The 22440-nt window shown below is 43.0% G+C and carries 20 protein-coding genes and 1 tRNA gene; 3 read left to right on the top strand and 18 right to left on the bottom strand.

Annotation, left to right across the window (positions count from 1 at the left end; genetic code table 11):
- Positions 1-41: 41 nt before the first annotated feature.
- The 13 genes from glmS to J1C81_RS01325 form a co-directional block, all read right to left on the bottom strand.
- Complete coding sequence (glmS, locus tag J1C81_RS01385) at positions 42-1856, bottom strand: glutamine--fructose-6-phosphate transaminase (isomerizing) (protein ID WP_002916554.1); 1815 nt, start codon at positions 1854-1856, stop codon at positions 42-44.
- A 355-nt stretch (positions 1857-2211) separates the two neighbouring features.
- Positions 2212-3219, bottom strand: a complete 1008-nt coding sequence (gene gap / locus J1C81_RS01380; protein WP_002916555.1) for a type I glyceraldehyde-3-phosphate dehydrogenase — start codon at positions 3217-3219, stop codon at positions 2212-2214.
- A gap of 323 nt (positions 3220-3542) precedes the next feature.
- A complete protein-coding gene (gene fusA / locus J1C81_RS01375) occupies positions 3543-5624 on the bottom strand; it encodes an elongation factor G (RefSeq protein ID WP_002916556.1) in 2082 nt (693 codons plus the stop codon).
- 241 nt (positions 5625-5865) lie between these two features.
- The gene (gene rpsG, locus J1C81_RS01370) at positions 5866-6336 is read right to left on the bottom strand and encodes a 30S ribosomal protein S7 (protein WP_002893865.1); all 471 of its coding nucleotides are present in this window, start codon (positions 6334-6336) and stop codon (positions 5866-5868) included.
- Positions 6337-6355: 19 nt separating this feature from the next.
- Positions 6356-6769 (bottom strand): 30S ribosomal protein S12, encoded by a 414-nt coding sequence (gene rpsL / locus J1C81_RS01365; RefSeq protein ID WP_002893867.1) that lies wholly within the window; start codon positions 6767-6769, stop codon positions 6356-6358.
- A 215-nt stretch (positions 6770-6984) separates the two neighbouring features.
- Positions 6985-7449 (bottom strand): hypothetical protein, encoded by a 465-nt coding sequence (locus J1C81_RS01360; RefSeq protein ID WP_002916557.1) that lies wholly within the window; start codon positions 7447-7449, stop codon positions 6985-6987.
- A gap of 21 nt (positions 7450-7470) precedes the next feature.
- Positions 7471-8286, bottom strand: coding sequence for a pur operon repressor (purR, locus tag J1C81_RS01355; protein ID WP_032909974.1), 816 nt, complete (start codon positions 8284-8286; stop codon positions 7471-7473).
- Between the two features lie 92 nt (positions 8287-8378).
- The gene (locus J1C81_RS01350) at positions 8379-9323 is read right to left on the bottom strand and encodes a 3'-5' exoribonuclease YhaM family protein (protein ID WP_002916559.1); all 945 of its coding nucleotides are present in this window, start codon (positions 9321-9323) and stop codon (positions 8379-8381) included.
- A complete protein-coding gene (rmuC, locus tag J1C81_RS01345) occupies positions 9313-10569 on the bottom strand; it encodes a DNA recombination protein RmuC (RefSeq protein WP_002916560.1) in 1257 nt (418 codons plus the stop codon). The genes J1C81_RS01350 and rmuC overlap by 11 nt, the downstream gene beginning before the upstream one ends.
- A 1-nt stretch (position 10570) precedes the next feature.
- Positions 10571-11203, bottom strand: coding sequence for a thiamine diphosphokinase (locus tag J1C81_RS01340; RefSeq protein ID WP_002916561.1), 633 nt, complete (start codon positions 11201-11203; stop codon positions 10571-10573).
- Entirely contained in the window at positions 11196-11855 is a 660-nt protein-coding gene (gene rpe, locus J1C81_RS01335) for a ribulose-phosphate 3-epimerase (protein WP_002916562.1), read from the bottom strand. Before rpe ends, J1C81_RS01340 begins: the two co-directional genes overlap by 8 nt.
- An 11-nt stretch (positions 11856-11866) precedes the next feature.
- Positions 11867-12745 (bottom strand): ribosome small subunit-dependent GTPase A, encoded by an 879-nt coding sequence (gene rsgA, locus J1C81_RS01330; protein WP_002916563.1) that lies wholly within the window; start codon positions 12743-12745, stop codon positions 11867-11869.
- A gap of 234 nt (positions 12746-12979) precedes the next feature.
- Complete coding sequence (locus tag J1C81_RS01325; protein ID WP_002916564.1) at positions 12980-17662, bottom strand: Cna B-type domain-containing protein; 4683 nt, start codon at positions 17660-17662, stop codon at positions 12980-12982.
- Between the two features lie 185 nt (positions 17663-17847).
- Between J1C81_RS01325 and J1C81_RS01320 the strand changes: the two genes are divergently transcribed.
- Positions 17848-17930: transfer RNA gene (locus J1C81_RS01320), tRNA-Leu, on the top strand.
- A 15-nt stretch (positions 17931-17945) separates the two neighbouring features.
- Here the strand turns inward: J1C81_RS01320 and J1C81_RS01315 are convergent.
- Genes J1C81_RS01315 through J1C81_RS01295 form a run of 5 tightly spaced genes read right to left on the bottom strand, consistent with a single transcriptional unit; the run spans position 17946 to position 21502 of the window.
- Positions 17946-18353 (bottom strand): hypothetical protein, encoded by a 408-nt coding sequence (locus J1C81_RS01315; RefSeq protein ID WP_002916566.1) that lies wholly within the window; start codon positions 18351-18353, stop codon positions 17946-17948.
- A 56-nt stretch (positions 18354-18409) separates the two neighbouring features.
- A complete protein-coding gene (gene rsmA, locus J1C81_RS01310) occupies positions 18410-19282 on the bottom strand; it encodes a 16S rRNA (adenine(1518)-N(6)/adenine(1519)-N(6))-dimethyltransferase RsmA (RefSeq protein WP_002916569.1) in 873 nt (290 codons plus the stop codon).
- 20 nt (positions 19283-19302) lie between these two features.
- Complete coding sequence (locus J1C81_RS01305; RefSeq protein WP_002916570.1) at positions 19303-20157, bottom strand: SDR family NAD(P)-dependent oxidoreductase; 855 nt, start codon at positions 20155-20157, stop codon at positions 19303-19305.
- A gap of 3 nt (positions 20158-20160) precedes the next feature.
- Entirely contained in the window at positions 20161-20760 is a 600-nt protein-coding gene (rnmV, locus tag J1C81_RS01300) for a ribonuclease M5 (protein WP_162066087.1), read from the bottom strand.
- Complete coding sequence (locus J1C81_RS01295) at positions 20732-21502, bottom strand: TatD family hydrolase (protein ID WP_002916573.1); 771 nt, start codon at positions 21500-21502, stop codon at positions 20732-20734. The genes rnmV and J1C81_RS01295 overlap by 29 nt, the downstream gene beginning before the upstream one ends.
- Before the next feature lie 236 nt (positions 21503-21738).
- On the opposite strand from J1C81_RS01295, the gene J1C81_RS01290 reads away from it, so the two are divergent.
- Complete coding sequence (locus tag J1C81_RS01290) at positions 21739-22215, top strand: DUF2975 domain-containing protein (protein ID WP_002916575.1); 477 nt, start codon at positions 21739-21741, stop codon at positions 22213-22215.
- 8 nt (positions 22216-22223) lie between these two features.
- Entirely contained in the window at positions 22224-22439 is a 216-nt protein-coding gene (locus J1C81_RS01285; RefSeq protein WP_002893895.1) for a helix-turn-helix domain-containing protein, read from the top strand.
- Position 22440: the final 1 nt, after the last annotated feature.

The following is a 22440-nucleotide window of genomic DNA, read 5'->3' as shown; positions in this document are numbered from 1 at the left end:
AGATAACCCTCCTAGTCTTACGCCTATTGTTCATCTATTTATTATTCAACTGTAACGGCCTTAGCCAAATTGCGCGGCTTATCTACATCTAGTCCACGGTGAAGTGAAGCGTAGTAAGCAATCAATTGAGTAGGAATAACCATAGAAATACTAGATAGATATGGATGAACTTTGTTGACAATAATATCATCCCCTTCTTTTTCTATTCCTTCTTCCACAATAGTCAGAACATTAGCACCACGTGCTACTACTTCAGAAACATTACCACGAGTATGAGAAGCAACGGTTGGATTGTCAGAAATCAACGCAATAACAGGTGTACCATCTTCTATTAAAGAGATGGTTCCATGTTTGAGCTCTCCAGCCGCAAAACCTTCACATTGAATATAAGAAATTTCCTTAAGCTTGAGGCTAGCTTCCATAACTACATAATAGTCTTGACCGCGCCCGATATAGAAAGCATTACGTGTCGTTTCCAAGAGTCCACGAACCTTTTCTTCAATTAACTCTTTTTCAGAAAGAGTCGACTCAATAGACTGAGCTACAATTGAAAGTTCACGCACTAAATCGAAATTTTTTGCTTTTTCATTACCATTGGCTTCCCCAACTGCTTTAGCAAGAAATGCTAGAGTCGCTACTTGTCCTGTATAAGCTTTCGTTGAAGCTACGGCAATTTCTGGACCAGCGTGCAATAACATAGTATAAGTTGCTTCACGAGAAAGAGTAGAGCCTGGAACATTAGTCACAGTCAAGCTTGGAATTCCCATTTCATTAGCCTTAACTAAAACTTGACGACTATCAGCAGTTTCACCAGATTGACTGAGCAAAATAAACAAAGGTTTTTTACTCAAAAGTGGCATAGCATATCCCCATTCAGAGGCAATTCCTAACTCTACAGGTGTATCAGTTAATTCTTCTAGCATCGTTTTAGAAGCATAACCTGCATTATAAGAAGTTCCAGCTGCAATGATATAAATTCGATCAGCTTCCTGAACCGTTTTAACAATCTCAGGATCCACAACCATCTGTTGATTCTCATCAGAGTATGTGTTGATTAGCTTACGCATCACAGTTGGCTGCTCATCGATTTCTTTGAGCATATAGTATGGATAAGTTCCCTTACCGATATCGGACAGATCTAGCTCAGCTGTATAGCTTTCACGCTCCAGAGTATGCCCGTCATAATCCTGTACTTCCACGCTATCTTTACGGACAATAACTAGCTCTTGATCATGAATTTCCATAAACTGATTTGTCTCGCGAATCATGGCCATGGCATCTGAACAGACCATATTGTAGCCATCACCCAATCCGACTAGAAGTGGAGATTTATTTTTAGCAACATAGATAACATCTGCATCTTCTGAATCTACCAAAGCAAAGGCATAAGAACCACGGATAATGTGGAGAGCTTTTTTAAAGGCTTCTAAAACAGATAAGCCTTCTTCTTCAGCAAATTTGCCAATCAGGTGCACAACAATCTCCGTATCTGTCTGACCCTTGAAGTCATGATCAGCTAAGTAAGTATTCTTGATATCAAGGTAGTTCTCAATCACACCGTTGTGAACCAAGACAAAACGGCCTGTCTGTGAAGTATGAGGATGGGCATTGTTTTCACTAGGTTTTCCATGAGTAGCCCAACGAGTATGTCCGATACCAGTAGTCCCAGCAACATCGATGCCAATTTTAGCATGTAGGTCAGCGATACGACCGACTGACTTGACCAGACTAGAAGTTTTCCCTGTTGTTACAAAAATTCCAGCCGAGTCATAACCACGGTATTCCAGCTTTTCCAAGCCCTGCATCAAGATATCAGTTGCATTGCGATTTCCGACAACTCCGACAATTCCACACATAACATTACTTCTGATTTCCTATATTTTAGAAACCAGCCCTTCTTATTAAAAATTGGTATAGTTTACTTGAAGTTAAATAACTTCAACAAAGATAGTATACACACTGTTTTTTGGTTTGTCAAGTATAAAATTGGTATAGTTTTCTTTAAGAAAAGTATGCTTAGCTTCTCATACCGCAAAATAGCTCCTTGAAGCATTTGGAAAAATGGACAGATGCATCAGAACTGACTTTCTATATGACTAATAAAGAATAGGAGATAGATCTGTACATTCCAATAGCCATGTCTCTGATAATTCTCGTAAAACAGTGCACAAAAAAAGAGACTCAAATGAGCCTCTTTCTTTTACCATTGAATTATTTAGCGATTTTCGCGAAGTATTCAAGAGTACGTACAAGTTGTGCAGTGTATGACATTTCGTTGTCGTACCATGATACAACTTTAACCAATTGTTTGCCGTCAACATCAAGAACTTTAGTTTGAGTTGCGTCAAACAATGAACCGTAAGACATACCTACGATATCTGAAGATACGATTGGATCTTCTGTGTAACCGTATGATTCGTTTGAAGCTGCTTTCATAGCTGCGTTTACTTCATCAACTGTTACGTTCTTTTCAAGAACAGCAACCAATTCAGTAACTGATCCAGTTGGAGTTGGAACGCGTTGTGCAGATCCGTCCAATTTACCGTTCAATTCTGGGATAACCAAACCGATAGCTTTAGCAGCACCAGTTGAGTTAGGAACGATGTTTGCAGCACCAGCACGAGCACGACGAAGGTCACCACCACGGTGTGGTCCGTCAAGGATCATTTGGTCACCAGTGTAAGCGTGGATAGTAGTCATCAATCCTTCAACAACACCGAAGTTGTCTTGAAGTGCTTTAGCCATTGGAGCCAAGCAGTTTGTAGTACATGAAGCACCTGAGATAACTGTTTCAGTACCGTCAAGAACGTCGTGGTTAGTGTTGTATACAACTGTCTTAACGTCATTTCCACCTGGAGCAGTGATAACAACTTTCTTAGCACCACCTTTAAGGTGTTTTTCAGCAGCATCTTTCTTAGCAAAGAAACCAGTTGCTTCAAGAACGATTTCTACACCGTCAGTAGCCCAGTCAATTTGTTCTGGGTCACGTTCAGCAGAAACTTTAACGAATTTTCCGTTAACTTCGAATCCACCTTCTTTAACTTCAACAGTACCATCGAAACGACCTTGAGTTGTATCGTATTTCAACAGATGTGCAAGCATTACTGGATCTGTAAGGTCGTTGATGCGAGTAACTTCAACACCTTCTACGTTTTGGATACGACGGAAAGCAAGACGACCGATACGACCGAAACCGTTAATACCAACTTTAACTACCATTCGTGATTTCCTCCTTATGAAAATCAAAAAATTTTTATGTGAAAAGAGTAACTTGAGTTGCTACAAATCACCTTTCAACATTTCTATTATATACTTAATTGAGGTAAAATGCAACTGATTTCATTGTTATTAACAAGTATTATGAATTCTTTCACTAACTTTCATTTCGACTTTCATTGATTTGAAAAAGCAAAGCAGTATCTTTTGAAAATGTAGAAATAAAACTTACAAAATCAATCATTTCCCCTTTTTATTGAGGGGTCGGTTCTCTAAAAAATAGAAAAAGCACCCGCAATCGCGAGTGCCAAGGTTCAGCTCAAAGCTTAAGCCTCACCTTTGTTTTTCTTAATGATTTCTTCTTGTACTGACTTAGGTACATCTTCGTAGTGGTCAAATACCATCATGAAGGTACCGCGTCCTTGTGATGCTGAACGAAGAACTGTTGCATAACCGAACATTTCAGCAAGTGGCACATAGGCACGAACGATTTGGCTGTTACCATGCGCTTCCATGCCGTCAACACGTCCACGACGAGCTGTTACGTGACCCATAACGTCACCAAGATTTTCTTCAGGAACAGTGATTGTTACCAACATCATTGGCTCAAGGATAGCTGGTTGTGCAGTCTTAGCAGCTTCTTTCAATGCAAGTGAAGCCGCAACCTTGAAGGCTGTTTCAGATGAGTCGACATCGTGGTATGAACCATCGTAAAGTTTAGCTTTCACGTCAACGATTGGGTAACCAGCAAGGACACCATTAGCCATTGACTCAACCAAACCTTTTTCTACTGCTGGGATGAATTCACGTGGAACTACACCACCAACGATAGCATTTTCAAACTCGAAGCCTTTTCCTTCTTCGTTTGGTGTGAACTCGATCCAAACGTCACCGAATTGACCTTTACCACCAGATTGGCGTTTGAAGAATCCACGAGCTTGAGTAGAAGCGCGGAAAGTTTCACGGTAAGATACTTGAGGTGCACCTACGTTAGCTTCAACCTTGAACTCACGACGCATACGGTCAACAAGGACATCCAAGTGAAGCTCACCCATACCAGAGATAACTGTTTCACCAGTTTCAACGTTTGTTTCAACGCGGAAAGTTGGATCTTCTTCAGCAAGTTTTTGCAGGGCAACACCCATCTTGTCTTGGTCAGCCTTAGACTTAGGCTCAACCATCAATTGGATAACTGGTTCTGGAACGTTGATAGACTCAAGGATGATTTTAGCTTTTTCATCTGTCAATGAGTCACCAGTAGTTGTATCTTTCAAACCTACGGCAGCAGCGATATCACCAGCGTATACTGTTTCGATTTCATTACGGCTGTTAGCGTGCATTTGCAGGATACGTCCGATACGCTCACGTTTACCTTTAGAAGTGTTCAATACGTATGAACCGCTGTTCAGAACACCTGAGTAAACACGGAAGAAAGTCAAACGACCTACGAATGGGTCAGTCATGATCTTGAAGGCAAGAGCTGCAAACGGCTCTTCATCAGATGCAGGACGAGTTTCTTCTTCTTCAGTGTCTGGGTTGATACCCTTAATAGCTGGGATGTCAAGTGGGCTTGGCAAGTAGTCGATAACTGCATCAAGCATCAACTGAACACCCTTGTTCTTGAAGGCAGAACCACACAATACTGGGAAGAATTCAACGTTGATAGTCGCTTTGCGGATAGCAGCTTTCAATTCTTCGTTAGTGATTTCTTCACCTTCAAGGTATTTCATCATCAAGTCTTCATCAGTTTCAGCAACTGCTTCCACCAATTTTTCACGGTATTCTTGAGCTTGCTCAAGGTATTCAGCTGGGATATCTTCTTCCAAAATATCTGTACCAAGGTCGTTAGTATAGATTTCAGCCTTCATCTTGATCAAGTCGATAATTCCGCGGAAGTCATCTTCTGAACCAATTGGCAATTGGATTGGATGAGCGTTTGCTTGAAGACGATCATGCAAAGTGCTTACTGAGTAAAGGAAGTCAGCACCAATCTTGTCCATCTTGTTAGCAAATACGATACGAGGAACTCCGTACTCAGTTGCTTGGCGCCAAACTGTTTCAGTTTGAGGCTCAACACCTGATTGTGAGTCAAGAACGGTAACCGCACCATCCAAGACACGAAGAGAACGTTGTACTTCGATTGTAAAGTCCACGTGTCCTGGTGTGTCGATGATGTTTACACGGTGGTTGTTCCATTGAGCTGTTGTCGCAGCAGATGTGATAGTGATACCACGCTCTTGCTCTTGCTCCATCCAGTCCATTTGTGACGCACCTTCGTGAGTTTCACCGATTTTGTGGATTTTACCAGTGTAGTAAAGAATACGCTCAGTTGTTGTTGTTTTACCAGCATCGACGTGGGCCATGATACCGATATTACGAGTTTTTTCAAGTGAAAATTCGCGAGCCATTTGGTTATTTCTCCTATTAATTTATTTTACAGTTTATTATAACATTATTTAGCAAAAACGGATAGGCAGGACCTACCCGTTCTCAATGTTTATCTTGTTTTTGTTGGTCTCAACTTGTAGATAAGTTGAATTGAACTCGGGCTAAAAGCTCGGAAAATAGATAAGCTTTTCTAGAATCTTTGATTCTGCATCAAGCTTCCTAATTTTCAGTCGCTTTTTTAACGCCTTTAGTATCTTATTCTTACCAACGGAAGTGTGCGAAGGCACGGTTAGCTTCTGCCATACGGTGAGTGTCTTCACGTTTCTTAACAGCTGCACCAGTGTTGTTAGATGCATCCAAGATTTCTTTTGCAAGGCGGTCAACCATTGTGTGCTCACCACGTTGACGAGCAATAGTTACCAACCAGCGAAGTCCAAGTGTTGTACGACGTTCTGGACGAACTTCAACCGGAACTTGGTAGTTTGAACCACCGACACGGCGAGCACGAACTTCAAGTACAGGCATGATGTTTTCCATAGCTGTTTCAAATACTTCCAGCGCATCGTTTCCAGTTGCTTCTTTGATTTGATCAAAAGCTCCGTAAACGATAGAAGCCGCTGTACCACGCTTACCATCAAGCATAACGCGGTTGATAAGACGAGTAACTAATTTTGAATTGTAAAGCGGATCTGGCAATACTTCGCGCTTAGGCGCTTGGTTTTTACGACTCATTTATCTTTCTCCCCTTTCCTTATGCTTTTGGTTTTTTAGTACCGTATTTAGAACGGCCTTGTTTACGATCAGTAACACCTGCTGTATCAAGTGCACCGCGGACGATATGGTAACGTACCCCTGGAAGGTCTTTTACACGTCCACCACGAAGAAGCACTACGCTGTGCTCTTGCAGGTTGTGTCCGATACCTGGGATGTAAGCTGTAACTTCAATCAGGTTGCTCAGACGTACACGGGCAAACTTACGAAGGGCAGAGTTAGGCTTCTTAGGTGTCATTGTTCCGACACGAGTAGCAACTCCACGTTTTTGTGGTGAAGATACGTTTGTTTGAACTTTTTTATGGCTGTTGTAACCAACGTTCAAAGCTGGTGATTTAGATTTTTCTACTTTTGATTTACGCGGTTTGCGAACCAATTGGTTAATTGTAGGCATCTACATTCTCCTGTATTTTTTTAATTTTGGTGATGATACACTTGGTGACAGCTACCATCTGCGTGTACTTTTGCAACATTTGTCAGCACGTCTCTGTACACTTTTGAGAGACCAAAAGTAAAAAGTACCGTCTATCATTATAGCACGACGATACTTCTCTGTCAATACATTTTTTCTATTTTAAGCCTATCTCTGCTTATTAGATTTCTGCTAACTTATTGCTGCGACTGAGCCACTGCTTCTTCTGATACAGCAGCTGGATTTTCATAAACACCAGCCTGAGCCCCTTCTGGGTCAATCAGGACAGCTATTGCATGAATACGGCTTTGGAATTTAGCCTTAGTAGCTGCATCTTTGACCTTCTCTGCTGCAGTCTTAGCTAGCTGCAAATCTTCCAAAGTTTGCATGGTTTCAAGCTGTTTAACCGCTTCTTCTGCGGCCTGAACTGCTTGCTCCTCTTCCTGAATTTCTTTTTCCTGTGCTTCTTTTTGAGCAGAAGACAGTTGTAAGGAAGAGCTGCTTGATGCGATGCTGGCAGCTGAACTAACTGAATTCTTATTAGAATTAGACTGCCCCTGCACCAAAATCATGCCAGTAATCAGAATCCCAAATAAAATCGACAATACTCCTAAACGAATCCACAGCGGACTGTGGTCAAACTTTTCTAAAACTGTTTTCATCTATAATCTCCGCCCTTTTCCCTAATCAAAAATATTTCCAATTTCCACATCAATGGTATTCGCCTTGACATCAATATTGGTTACTTTCAAGAGCGATTTATAGTCCAGATAATCGCGATTGGCCTGCGCGTTGTCCGCAAAGACAGCTACACCTGCCAACTCAGAGTCAAACTCAGATAAGAGGCTAATCATCCCTGTAATGGTCCCCCCGCCTTTGAGGAAGTCATCCACAATCAAGACGCGGCTGCCGGCCTTGAGACTGCGCTTGGACAAGAACATCTTTTCAATACGATCTCCGCTGGAGCCCGATACATAGTTGACACTGACCGTTGACCCTTCTGTAATCTTTAAATCCCGACGAACGATGACAAAAGGTACATTGAGAACATTGGCTACTGCATTGGCCAAAGGTACACCCTTAGTTGCAACCGTCATGACAGCATCAATCTGTTGACCTTTAAAGCTTTTGGCAATAATCCGGCCGATATTATTTAAAATGGATGGAGTGCTGAGCAGATCAGATAGATAAATGTAGCCCCCAGGAAGAATCCGATTACTTTCAGATAGCTGATCACAAAGACCTTGTACAATGGTCTTAGCTTCTGTATCGGAGATGGACGGGCTAAAAATGACTCCTCCACCTGCACCAGTAATCGTTTCAATGGTCCCAATTTCAATCTCTTCAAAGGCTCGCTTAATAATGACAATATCTTCTGAAATAGAAGATTTGGCAGATTCATATTTTTCTGCAAATGTATTTAAGCTCGTTAATTCATAAGGATGGTTAATCAAATAATTAGAAATAACCACCATACGCTCACTTCTTCTTAATTTCATTTTTTCACCAATTAAAGTTATTTTATTCATTATACCATAACAGAAACAAAAAAACGAACATTCTTTTCCAAGTAATGTCCATTTTTCGTATTTTACTGTTCAAGTTTTGGTTTGTAGAAAGAACGGCCTTCAAGAGCGAATATTTTATTGCTCATTTGACCTGGATCTACAAGTCCTAAGGCAGCAGTCATCATCATCATCTCCGCATCCAGATTATCAATCATGTGCAGAATCTCCGCCTCCATAATCTTAGGCCGGACAGGACTGCCATATTCCAAGAGACCGTGGTGGCTGAGAAGAACATGCCGCAGGACAATAACCTCTTCCTTACTATCGTCAATTTTCAGCTCCATCAAGGTCTTGGTCAATTCTTCATCAATCAAAGCGATGTGGCCAATCAGATTGCCTCGCACAGTGTACTCTGTATTTTCTGGACCGCTGAGCTCAATAACCTTGGCCAAGTCATGGAGCATGATCCCTGCGAATAACAAGCTTTTATTAAGCTGAGGATAAATGTCTCCGATAGCATCTGCCAGCTTGACCATAGTAGCGGTATGAAAGGACAGACCAGACTCAAAAGCATGGTGATTGGTCTTGGCAGCTGGATAGGAATAGAACTCCTTGTCATACTTGCTATAAAGCGAGCGGACCACGCGCTGCCAGACCGAATTCTCAATCTTGAAAATCATCTGAGATAAATAGTCTCGGATTTCTTTCTGATCTACTGGCGGTTTTTCCTTGAAATCCGCTGGATCGTTGGGCTCTCCAGCCTTAGGAAGACGCAGGGTCAGTTGATTGACCTGAGGCGTGTTATTGTAAACTTCCCGTCGGCCTTGCATGTGTACGACCTTACCAGCGGTAAATTCTTCAACATTATGCGGCTGAGCATCCCAGAGTTTGCCCTCGATTACTCCTGTATCGTCTTGGAAAGTGAAGGCCAGATAATTTTTCCCAGCCCTTGTCTGACGGACTTCTGCTGACTTGATCAGATAGAAACCTTCAAACAGTTCATCTTTTTTCATTTGATTAATCTTCATTGTTTTCCCTTTCTTCTGAAAAATCAAGTAAGTTCAAATCGAGGTCTTGGTCAGACAGCTCAATATGGCGTAAGGTTCTTTCGATAGCTCCTGTCCGCCGGGTCAAGAGTTCATCAATATTGCCTGAAGCATGCTGCAAATGTTTCTGTGCCTTGGTCAGAATGCCACCGAACTTGTTAAACTCGGATTTGACTGAGCCCAGAACCTTGCTGATGTCGTCCGCACTTTTTTGAATATTGAGCGTTTTAAAGCCGACAGACAGTGAATTGAGCAGAGCAGAGAGGGTAGATGGTCCCGCTACCACAATCTGCTCCTCCCGTCGCAAACTGTCAAAAAATGCTGGGTTGCGGACAACTTCCGAATAGAGACCTTCCGTTGGCAGAAACATAATGCCAAAATTGGTCGTAGCTGGTGGTGCCAGATATTTACTCTTAATATCCTTGGCAAAGCGTTTAACACTTGCTAAGAGAGACTTGCGGTAGTGCTCAATCTCTTCCTTGCTGCCAGACTCATAAGCATCTTCCAAACGGTAGTAATCAGCCAGAGGAAACTTAGAATCAATAGGCAGGTAGACATATTCATGCTCTGTCTGTCCTGGCAGTTTAATGGCATATTCGACACGCTCACTGGAACCGGCCACTGTCACAAACTCTCGCTCATACTGACTGGCCGTCATGATGTCCTCAATAATCTGCCCCAGCTGCAGCTCCCCTAGAATCCCTCGTGTCTTGGTGTTGGATAAGACCTTATTCAGTGTACCGACATCTCGAGCAACACTCTGCATTTCTCCCAGACCGCGATTGACAGACTCCAACTGCTTAGAGACGGTTTCAAAAGAAGTCTGAAGACGAGTCTGAAGTGTTTTTTCCAATTTTTCTTCAACAGTCTGACGCATCTGCTCTAGACGGGTTTCATTGGACTCTTGGATCTGCTGCATACGCTCGTCAGTTTTATCCCGATTCTTGGTCAGGTTGTCACTGATTTCCAAGCGCAGCTCTGTCAAGTTGCGGTGCAAGTCTGTCCTGACCTCGCTTAAGCGATCTCCCAGAGCTAATTCCAGCTCTTTCTGAGCCGTTTGCTTTTTCTGGCTTTCTTGCTCCAAGCGATAGTCCAACTGATCCGATAGATGATCTGCCTGATTTTCCAAGACTTGCTTTAGCGTCTCAGTCTGCTGACTGAGCTTTTGCCATAGGAGAAAAGTCAGCACTAGGTTTCCCAAAAGAATGAGGATAATTATAAACTCCATATCAGCTCCTGTCTTTGCTGTAAATGACGACTGTATAGCCGCTATCAAAGTCCAAATAAATGGGCTTATCTATAAATTCGTTAGAAGCATACACTTTTTTGAAAAAAAAGTTATCTTTATTGAGCGGATATTTGGCGCCCTCAATCGTTAAGGCAGCATCATCCGATGGCAGAAAAGCCAGATAACGCATACCAGGTACTGGTTTGATTTCATGGCGCCCCTTGGGAACATAGGTCAGCAGATTCTGTTCGTCTTCCAGAAAAATCTTCTCCATATATGGTGCAATTTTTTCATTACTGGGTAGGAAAACATTGGCCAAGGCATGATCCAGACGACCGCCAAAGGCTCCAAAAATAGTTAGACAAGCATCTGGATACCGTTCAAAACAAGCCAGAACAGCTAACTCCAGATCTGTATCATCCTTTTCAGGATGGGCCTGAACGACTTCCTTGGCATTATCTTTTATGCGCAGCAACTCTTCCTTGCTCACAGAGTCAAAATCCCCGACAGCCAAGTCAGGACAAACTCCCTGCTCAAACAGAAAGTGGCTCCCACGGTCTACTCCGACCAAAACATCAAAATCTAAGCTAAAATGCTCCAAGTTTCCGCCAGCAAACAGCGCAACCTTAGTCATGTAGGGCATCCCGTAAGGTTTGGACTTGATGATTGACATCACCTTTGAAGACATAGCTGCCAGCTACGAATACATTGGCACCGGCTTCTTTAGCAATTCCGATCGTCTTATCGTCAATACCGCCATCCACTTCAATATCAAAATTCAGCTGATTGACTTCGCGCAGAACGACCAGTTCACGAATCTTATCCATAGTTTCTGGTAGAAAGGCCTGACCGCCAAAGCCTGGATTAACTGTCATCACAAGGACTTGATCAACCAGATTTAAGACATTTTTAACTGCTTCGACTGGTGTTCCCGGATTAATCACAACACTAGGCTTAACTCCTGCTGCTCGAATCTTCTGCAGCGCTCCGTGGATATGAGGTGTCGCTTCGGCATGGATGCTGATAATATCTGCACCGGCACGAGCGAATTCTTCGATATGATGCTCAGGATTGGAAACCATCAGATGACAGTCAAAGACCAGCTTGCTGTGAGGACGCATACTGGCAACAACCCCAGCTCCAAAGCTGATATTCGGTACAAAATGACCGTCCATAATGTCAATATGAGCATACTCAGCACCTGTCGCTTCTAATTTTCTTAACTCTGCTTCAAAATTAGCATAGTCCGCACTTAAAATTGAAGGGGCAATTTTGAATGATGTCATAGTTCTTCTCCTTATTTAGAATTTTTTTTGGCAACTTTTTTATAGGTTTCCCGGCGATTTTCAATCTCGCTGAGAAACTGCAGGTAATTATCAAAGCGGAATGAAGCTATCTGGCCGGACTCAACTGCTGGCTTGACAGCACAAGCTGGCTCGTGGGTATGAGTGCAAGTACGAAACTTACAGGACTGGCTAAACTCAGCAATCTCTGGAAAAGCTTGATTGAGATCTTCAGCTGTGCTCACCTCGTAATCCAAAGACGAAAATCCTGGTGTGTCAGCAATCTTCCCACCATTTAGATTGTAAAAGCTGACAGCCCGTGTCGTATGACGGCCGCGGCCCAGACTTTCAGAAATCTCTCCTGTTTCCAGCTGCAGGTCTGGGGCAATCTTATTGAGCAGGGTGGACTTTCCAACCCCAGTCTGTCCCATAAAAACAGTGATTTTCCCTGTCAGCAGTGGCAGCAACTCCTCAGTCGTCTTAATGACCTCATAGCCGATGGACTGATAGGCCTGTACATAGACATCCAAGCTCTGCTCATCTCCAAGCAGGTCTAACTTGCTGATGTAGATAATAGGATGAATCCGCTTACGCTCTAAAAGCACCAGAAAGCGATCCAACAGATTGGCATTGAAATCTGGCTCTTTCGCGCTCATGATTACAACTGCCTGGTCAATGTTGACAATCGGAGGCCGCACGAGACTGTTCTTTCGCTCTGCTATTTTTAAAATATAGCCTTCCGAGTCTTTTTCTGCTGAAAATTCGACTTCATCACCGACATAGGGTGTCTGCCCTTTTTTGCGAAAATTACCCCGCGCTCTGGTTTGATAAACCTGTCCGTCCGACTCTACATAATAAAAGCCAGCTAGAGCCTTAATGATTTTTCCTTGCAAGATTACTCCTTAAAAGTTAATACACTCATTATAACAAAAAATGCGAGATTTAGCTTGCTTGTTTTGCATAGAAGGCATTTCTTAAGGTTGACTTCTTTTTTCATAGAAAGCAGCTACTTTAAAATACTTGAGATGAAACTGACATGATAAAAGCGAACAAGTCCAAAAGAACCTGTTCGCTTTTTTATATCGAATGAGATGCTCACTGTAATTTTCGGTAAGTATCAAAACAAATTAGCTGCGTTTCGCCTTAGCCATCAGCATTCCTCCTGCGAGAAGAGCTGTTAAGAAGCCAAGAATAGTAACAAGAAGACTTTCTTCCTGTCCAGTACGAGGAAGAGCTTTCCCTCCGACTTTCGGAGCTTGACCGCCTGGCTTATTATTTACCGCTCCTTCAACAGTCACTTTCTTAGCAGGGATATGACTGAAGGTCAGCTGAGTACCGTTGATCTCAAGCTTGTAGCCATCTACTGGATCAGCCGCAATGCTGTAGACAATTTCCTTACCGTCCTTGTATTTAGGAAGGCCGCTAAAGTCATACTGCCAACCATTTTCTCCTGACACAACCTCTTCTTTGATTGGCTTGCCATCTGCCAAGAGGCGAACAGTAACCTTAGAAGGTCGCACCTTATCTTGATTTTCAGCATCAGACCATACAGCAGTTCCCTTAACAGCAATCTGTGTTGGTTTATAGCTGTTAGTCAAAGTGAAGCTGCCATCTGTTGCTTGTTCTTGGCTACTGCTATAACCCTCAACTGTCACTTCTTCAAGGACTGTATAGTTGATTTTCTTGCCCTTCTTATTCTTAGGCAGATCTTTAGACTCAAACTTCCAGTCAGTAGCGGCTGTCACTTCCAGCTCATCTACCACCTTGTCTCCGTCCAAAATCTTGACCTTGATAGATGCTGGGCGCTTGCCATCTTGGTTATTTGCATCATCCCAAACCTTTTGACCAGAGACTTTAACAGTTTCTGGAGTGTAGGAGTTGGTAATGGTGAACTTATCAATCTTAGTTTCATACTGAGCAACAGCATCTTCCTTAAGTGTATAGGCAATCTCTTGACCATTTCTATATTTAGGCAGGTCTTTAGATTCAAACTTCCATCCATTAGCAGCTGTTACTTCAAGCGTATCAACAATAGTGCTTCCATCCATTACCTTAACTGTAATAGATGTTGGGCGTTTGCCGTCTTGATCGTCTGCATCATTCCAGACTTTCTGACCAGAAACCTTCACTTGCTCTGGAGTATGAGAGTTAGTGATTGTCTGACCCTCTACTTTCGGACTGTAACCTTTTTCTTTCAAAGCGGCTACTGTTGCATCATCCTCTTTGACAGAGTAGGTAATCTCCTGTCCCTTGTCAAACTGAGGAAGATTGGTGAAGCTTGCTTTCCAAGTGTTAGCTGCCACCTCATTATCAGCCGTCAAGGTCAATGTCTTACCTGCGACAGCAACTGGCTCTTTACCATTTACTGAGCTATACAGTTGCACTGTGATAGAAGCTGGACGCTTGCCATCTTGGTTATTAGCATCATCCCAGACCTTCGTAACAGCATACTCTGTGCTTTGAGGAGTGTAAGAATTGGTAATGGTGAACTTATCAATCTTAGTTTGATATTCTGCAACCGCTTCTTCAGTGACAGTGTAGGCAATCTCTTGGCCTGCTGCATACTTAGGAAGAGCTTTAGACTCAAACTTCCAATCGTTAGCAGCTGTTACTTCCAGCTCATCTACGACAGTATCGCCATTTTTCACCTTAACCTTAACAGAAGCTGGACGCTTGCCATCTTGGTTATCAGCGTCATCCCAGACTTTTTGACCGGAAATCTTGATCATCTCTGGAGTGTAAGAGTTGGTAACTGTGAAATCTTTGATTTCTTTAGTATAGCCAGCTACATCATCTTCCTCGATAGAGTAATCAATCTTCTGACCATTTTCATAAACTGGCAGATTTTCAAATTTGGTTTGCCATTGATCAGCAGCCGTCACTTCCTTGCTAGCGACTTCTGTCTTGACACCGCCGACTGTCTTCATCAGCTTAATGCTAATCTTGGTTGGACGCTTGCCGTCTTGATTATCGCTGTCATTCCAGGTCTTGCTGGCAGTGATTTCTGTCTTCTCTGGTGTATAAGAGTTAGTGATATTATAGCCGTTGAGATTGGTCGAATAGCCCGGAACAGCTTCTTCCGTCACCGTATAGGTAATCCGTTGACCATCCTTATAGACTGGCAAGCCAGTAAAGTTGTAAGACCAGCCTTCTGCCGCACCGACTGTTTGGGTATTGACTTTTTGACCGTCAGCTAGCAGATTAACTGTGATAGAAGCTGGGCGTTTGCCATCCTGGTTATCTCCATCTTCCCAAGTCTTGCTGCCAGACACAGTCGTTGTCTCTGGAGTATAAGAATTAGTGATATTGTAACCCTCTACCTTGCTCGTGTAGTCCGAAACAGCTTCCTCACTTACGGTATAAGTGATTTCTTGGCCTGACGCATATTTAGGCAGAGCCTTCGACTCATACTTCCATTCGTTAGCGGAAGTCACATTTTGCTCGTCAACAACCGTATCACCATTCAGAATTTTAACCTTAACAGAAGCTGGACGCTTACCATCTTGGTTGTCCGCATCATCCCATCTCTTCTGACCGGAAATCTTGACCGTTTCTGGGGTGTAAGAGTTGGTGATGTTGTAGCCGTCCACCTTGCTCGTGTAGCCTGAGACAGCTTCTTCTGCAACAGTATAAGCAATTTCTTGACCTGACGCATATTTAGGAAGAGGATTAGATTCATATTTCCAACCGTTAGCAGCCGTCACTTCCTGCACATCGACAATATCTTGGCCTTTCAAAATCTTGACTCTAACAGCATTTGGACGCTTGCCGTCTTGGTTGTCCGCATCTTCCCACTTCTTCTGGCCGGAAATCTTGATGGTTTCTGGCTTGTAAGTGTTGGTCACTACAAAGCCATCAGCTGCATTGCCAGTTACCTGAGATTGATAGTGAGGGACCGCGTCTTCTTCCAGAGAATAAACAACTTCTTGTCCCTTTTCATATTTGTTCAAGTTGGTGAACTCGGTTGCCCACTGGTCAGCTTCAGTCAGAGTTCGGTTCTCAACTTCTGATTTCTGACCACCAACTTCTTTATAAAGTTTTACAACAACATTGGCAGGGCGTTTACCGTCTTGATTTTCAGCGTCATCCCATTTCTTGCTTGCTTTGATAGAGATTTTCTCTGGCGTACGAGTATTGGTAACAGTGAGATTTTCCTGATCTACTTCTGGAGCATCGTAGCCATCAAGCTGATCTTCACCGATTGTATAGGTGATTTTTTGACCATTTGTATCAAAGATTGGTAAATCACTTGTCTGAGCTGTCCACTCCGCATCAGTACTGCCACCAGTTACGGTCACTGTCTTATCAGCCAGTTTTTGACCGTTAGCGTAGACATCTACAGCAATAGAAGCTGGACGCTTGCCATCCTGATTGCTTTCATCTTTCCAAACTTTCTTGACTGTCAGCTTTTTGCTGGCATTTGGATCTACCGTATTCTTGACTGTTTTGACTGCACCATCAGCCTTGATGGTCACTTTCATCGGATTGCTGTCCAGTACATAGCCTTCCGGAGCTGTTACTTCTTCTACTGTGAATTGACCTTTCTTGATTTCTTCACTTGAGAAAGGCTGTGTAGAAACCCGACCGTTAGCATCTGTCGGCGGCAGAGTAATCTCTTCACCGCTAGGAGTTGTCACCTTAAAGACAGCACCTTCCAGCATTTTGCCATTCTTAGAATCTTGCTTGTAGAGAACCAGACTGTTGCTGATATCCGCTGTAATGACACCGCCTTCTGTAATCCGGCTGCTACGCTCTACTGTAGAACTCGTCTGACCAGGACGGTCATCTCTGAATGGCAGTTTTGTATTATCAACTTCCATCTCAGCCGTATTGGATACTAAAGAACCATCAGCTGGTGAAGTTGTCATATAGTTCAACATAAAGGCACGATTGCCTGGGTTATTGATGGTTAGAGTAAACTCTGTATAAGTGTCATTATAGGCAACTGTATAATCTTGACCTTCTTTCAAGATAACAGAATTCGCAATACTTGATAAACTCTGCGTGTACTCCCCTTGGCGAAGGACAAATTGCTCCGGAACGAATTGCATTGGCGCACTGCTATCTGGAATTACATCCTTGATAACAATCGGAGAATTATAAGTCTTTTGCTGAGTATTGATACGAACAGTCCAGTTATGGGAGTAGTCTCCGCTCTTGCCAAGAATAGCCGAATTATATGGCTTCTTAGCAATGACCCCTCCAATCTTAGCGTAGTTTTCACCGGCTGTTGAAAAACTGCTTTGTTTGCGCTCGTTAATGGTTACCTTATGGCTCATCGCGCCTTGAGTTTCCTCGGGATTATAATTCCAGTCCTGATCAGCGCCTACTGTCGTCGCCTGAAAGTCAAAGAAGAAGCTCCCTCTTACTCCACTAGCAGTTGTCTTAGACTTGTAATCTGCCAAATTCTGAATAGTAACTGTGATCAGACCGCCCTTACCTGAACCATTCGATGTCATCTTAGCAGCTCCGAGCTGGACCTGCGTTTCATTATCCGTCAGAGTAAAAGTTGTACCATCAGCAATGGTTGCACCGTTCGGTACTGTAAAGGTAAAGGTATCCCCATCCTTGAGCTGGTTATCGTAAGCAGACAAATCAAAAACTAGCTCATAGCGATAATTTCCCCCTTGAACCAAATTGTAAGCACCATTAACCTTAGTTGCTTCGCGGCCATTAGAATGGTCCCAGATTTTAATATCTGTGATTGCATTCTTCAAAGCATCCGCTTGAGCAGTTGCTGTAAACAGCTTCAAATCCAGCAAAAACAGAAGGGGCAGCATCAAAAATAGCAGCCATTTTTTCAGTTTCATAACATTCTCCTTTTTTATTTCGTTACCTAAATAAGTAATTAATCTAATTGTAACAAATACTTGCTATAATGGCAATATTATAGAACTATTTTAGTAAAGAAAAAATAGAAGCTTTTTCGTAGTATGAAAAAATTTCACATTCTCTATTGGCATTTTCACAAAAATAAGTTATAATAGAATCTCAAGCGGAGGTGGTGGAACGGCAGACACGCATGCTTCAGGCGCATGTGCCCGTACGGGTGTGAGGGTTCAAATCCCTTCCTCCGCATAAAAAGTAATCCTATCATGATTGATAGGATTTTTTGTTATTATGAAGTAGAGTTACACTGCTGAGAAAAGCCAGAAAGGTCAGTCCCCCTGTTAAATACTTCTCTAATAGACTCGCGGTCACAAAGAAATTGAAAACAGTACCCAAAAAGAGAAAAACAGTTCCGCTTAAGATGATCTTTCTCAGAACAGAAGACTTCAAGCTACTTCTTAGCCAACCGCCCAAAGATAGATAACTAAGACTAAAGAAACCCCACAGCAAGAAAAGCAGGAAGTTGACAGGACGCAGCCATAAAGGAAATACTATATAAGCGCCGCCAAATACCAAACGCCCCAGCGGAAGTCCTAGCAGTAGAAGGAAATGGAGTAAAGACTGCGAAAACCAGAGCAGGGCAGAAAACAAAGACAGAAATTTCACTTTCATATTTACCTCATTAGTAAAATAGAAGACCAGCTATATAGAGCAGATCTTCTATTTTTTTATAATCCCTCAGACTTCAAAGCGTCTGCCAAGCGCGCAAATTCTTCTAAACTAAGAGCTTCTCCCCGAACACTTGGAGATAACTCCGCTCGTTCTAAAGCAGCTGTTAACTTGTCTTTGGTCTCCTCTGACTTCCCAAAACAACTGGTCAGGTTATTCCAGAGAGTCTTTCGGCGATGGACAAAGCTGGCCTTGGAGACCTTGAAAAAGAATTTCTCGTCCTGTACCGCAACAGCTGGCTGGTCTCTGCGCACCATCTTGAGAATAGCCGAATCCACATTAGGCGCTGGCACAAAAACTGTTCGCGGCACGATAAAGGCAACCTTGGCCGTCATATAATACTGGACCGCAATCGACAAACTGCCGTAGGACTTGGTATTCGGCTGAGCTGATATCCGATCCGCTACTTCTTTTTGCATCATAACGACAAACTCACTAAAAGGAATCCCGCTCTCAATCAAATGCATGAGAATCGGCGTCGTGATGTAGTAGGGCAAGTTCGCCACTACCTTGATAGGCAGGTCTGGATTCTTAAACTCTGCTATGTACTGAGCCAGATCAACCTTGAGAATATCCTGATTAACCACTGTCACATTGTCAAAATCGCGCAGAGTATCCGCCAAAATCGGCACCAGCCGATCATCAATCTCAAAGGCCATGACTTCGGCAGCACTTTCCGCCAAAAATTCTGTCAATGCCCCAATACCAGGACCAATTTCGATGACATTGACCTTTTTGTCAATCTCAGCAGTATCCACAATCTTCTGGAGGATGTTGGTATCAGTCAGGAAATTCTGACCGAAAGATTTTTTAAAAGTGAAACCGTGACGCTCCAGAATGGCACGGGTCACACTATGGTCTGCAATTCGCATCTTTTCTCTTTTCTAATTCGTTATTCGTTATCTTTTAAGAAGGTCATTTGCTCTAGCAAGGTGTAAAGTTTTTCCTGTTCTTCTTCCTTGTAAGCAAATACGTTAGCCTTGACTTCTCTACATTTCTCGTCATACAAAAAGCCCTCATAGCCATCTTCTGTAGATAAGGCTGTATAGACTTTCGCCATCTCTTCAGGACTAATCGAAAATCTCGACTTAATTTTATACAGATTTTTCATAAAAGCGCTGATGTGATCATAGCGGCGCATATCTACTTTGACATTGGTCACACGGATGGCCTGAACCTTGATACCTTTCCAATGCTTCCGCATATAAAGCGACAGCATCAACAAGGCCAGTTTATTCTGATAATAGGTCTTAGCAGGACTGTAATGTTTTTGTCCAGATAAATTTTCAAAATCAAGCTTCATGAAAGGATAGAGCATCAGTCCTTGGGAAGAAATATTAATAATCCGACCACTTTCTGACTTTTCCAACAAGCCCTTCAACAAGGTAGAAAGTGAAAAGGGAGCAACCACATTTGTAGCAAACTGCTTTTCTAATCCATCTTTGGTAATCACAGGACTTTTGATTGATAAATCAAAATCAGCCGCATTATTAATTAAAACATCTAAAGTCTCTTCTTTGTGGATATACTGTTCTACCGCTTGCCTGACACTTTTCATATCAGATAAATCAACCAAGATATAATCTACATGCGGATTTTCTGCTTGTTGACGGATTTCCTCACAGGCTTGCTCAGCAGCTGCTTTTCGCCGGCAAAATAGGGTCACTGACCACCCCTTTTCAGCCAACTGTTTTGCAGCCTGATAGCCAATCCCACTATTGCCACCTGTAATAATTACTTTTTTCATTTCTTACTCCGTTAGACCTGAATATCTGAGCATGGTTTCTTCCACTTCCGCCAAAGTCACCCCAAACAATTCCAAGCGTTTAAGCAGCTGTTTGCCGTTAGAATAGCCGATACGGAGCTGCTCACCCAAATACTCTCGACGCTGTCGGCTATCGTTTCCCATAAGCAGACCTAATCGTACAAGATCGCTTTTGGTGATGTCAAAATTATCCTCATCATCGAAATATCCGACCAACCCAGCCAATGCCTGCTGTAAATCCTCAAATGAAGCGTGCTCTACCCCAAGCGATTTACCTTTGTTCTTAGACTTGGGTGCCGCCTCATCACGGCGAAGAAAGGCATGCTGAGCAGTTGGCACTGCCTTCATAATCATTCGACGGATACGCTCTCCATTGTAGTCTGGATCGGTAAAGACAATAACACCACGCAGCTGGTGCAGTTTCGCAATCCGCTCTAGGTCTTCTTCATTGATAGCGGAACCTCTCGTTTCGTAAGTGTCCACTTGGTAAAATCGCTGCAGATTAGCTGTGTCATCCTTGCCCTCAACGACAATCACCTGAGGGATTTTTATCTTCTCAGTCAAGCCCAAACACCTTCTTTGCATTGTCATAGGTCGCTTGCGCAACTTCTTCGACAGTCAACTCACGAAGCTCAGCAATTTTCTCTACAACATAGCGGGTATAGGCTGTTTTGTTTTCCCGGCCACGCTTGGGAACAGGTGCTAGATAGGGTGCATCAGTCTCGACGAGGATTTTGTCCAAAGGCAGGTTCTGCGCAGCCTCCTGAATATCCGTCGCTTTTTTAAAGGTGACGACTCCAGAAAAGGAAATCATCATTCCTAGCTCGATAAAGCGCTCTGCCATTTCCAAAGAACCGGAATAAGAGTGCATAATACCACCTCGAGGACCAACTCCCTCACTCTTGATAATCTCATAGGTATCGTCTAAAGCATCGCGCGTATGAACGACAAAGGGCAGGTTCAGCTCTTTGGAGAGCTGGATTTGGCGTCGAAACACCCTCTCCTGAACATCCTTGGGCGCAGTCATCCAGTGATAGTCCAGCCCAATCTCGCCCAGAGCCACAACCTTGGGGTGACGAAGCTTATCCAGCAGATAGGCTTCCACCGCCTCATCATAAGTCCCAGCCTCAGTCGGATGCCAGCCAATCGTAGCATAAAGCTGATCATAGCAATCTGCCAGCACCAAGGCGCGCTCAATGGTCGGTCGGTCAAAACCCACAATATTTATTTTGCTGATGCCCATTTCTGTAGCCAGCTGGAGCTCCTCTGCCTCTCGACCAGCAAATTCTTCCACATTTAAATGCGTGTGTGTATCAAAAATCTTCATGGTTTACTTCCTTGTCTTTCCTGTCCTTTATTATACCAAAAATCAAGCAAAATATTCATCGCCTTCTGCTCTGTTCATCTCCTGATAAGAAATCCATCTCTATAAAATAAGAACTTTTTAGAAACTTTCATCTAGTCCTTAAGACCGATTTTATCTTTTTTCGATATTTTATTATTGATTATCGATAAAATTCGTGTTATAGTTACTAAGAAATGAAACGTTAGTCGGAGGAAATTATGACAGACAAAATGAAAAAGACTGCTGAAGATATGAGCATTACTCTTACAAAAATCAGTATCAGCCTTTTATTTATTGCTTCCATTATCCTGATAGCCCTAGGACCTTGGGTCGTCAACCTAGTTATCGAATTTCCCTCTCCTTTCTTTCAAGGGGAGACGCGCTTTTGGATCTTGCTGCTGTTTGGCTATGTCCTAGGCTGCCTGGCTCTGGCCTGCATTGTCCATCTCTATCGACTCCTAAGCCGCATTGGTAAAAATCAGGTTTTTATTACACAAAATGTTCAGTACATGCGCTATCTTGGCTGGGAAGTGGGCACTGTTGCTCTTATCTCCCTCTTTATGGGACTGACAGCCTATTTGCCCATGCTCTTAGTCACTGTTTCCTGTAGCATCTTGACTCTGATTATCCGTGTCATCCGCAATGCCTTTGGCAAGGCCATTGAGCTACAGGATCAAGTGGACTACACCATTTAGGAGGTCTTATGATTCAGATAAATTTAGACCTTGTCATGGCGCAAAAGCGCATCAGTGCTGGCCGTTTAGCAGAGTTGATTGACCTAACTCCAGCCAATCTATCTATCCTAAAAAATAATCGAGCCAAGGCAGTCCGTTTTTCAACACTCAACGCTCTCTGCCGTGAATTAGACTGCCAGCCTGGCGATATTTTGGAATATATCCCTGATGAGGAGGAGAAATAAT

This window comes from Streptococcus sanguinis (assembly GCF_050225395.1).
Taxonomy (GTDB): Bacteria; Bacillota; Bacilli; order Lactobacillales; family Streptococcaceae; genus Streptococcus.
The sequence above is the reverse complement of the archived record's forward strand: the minus strand, read 5'-3'. Positions and strand labels throughout refer to the sequence as shown.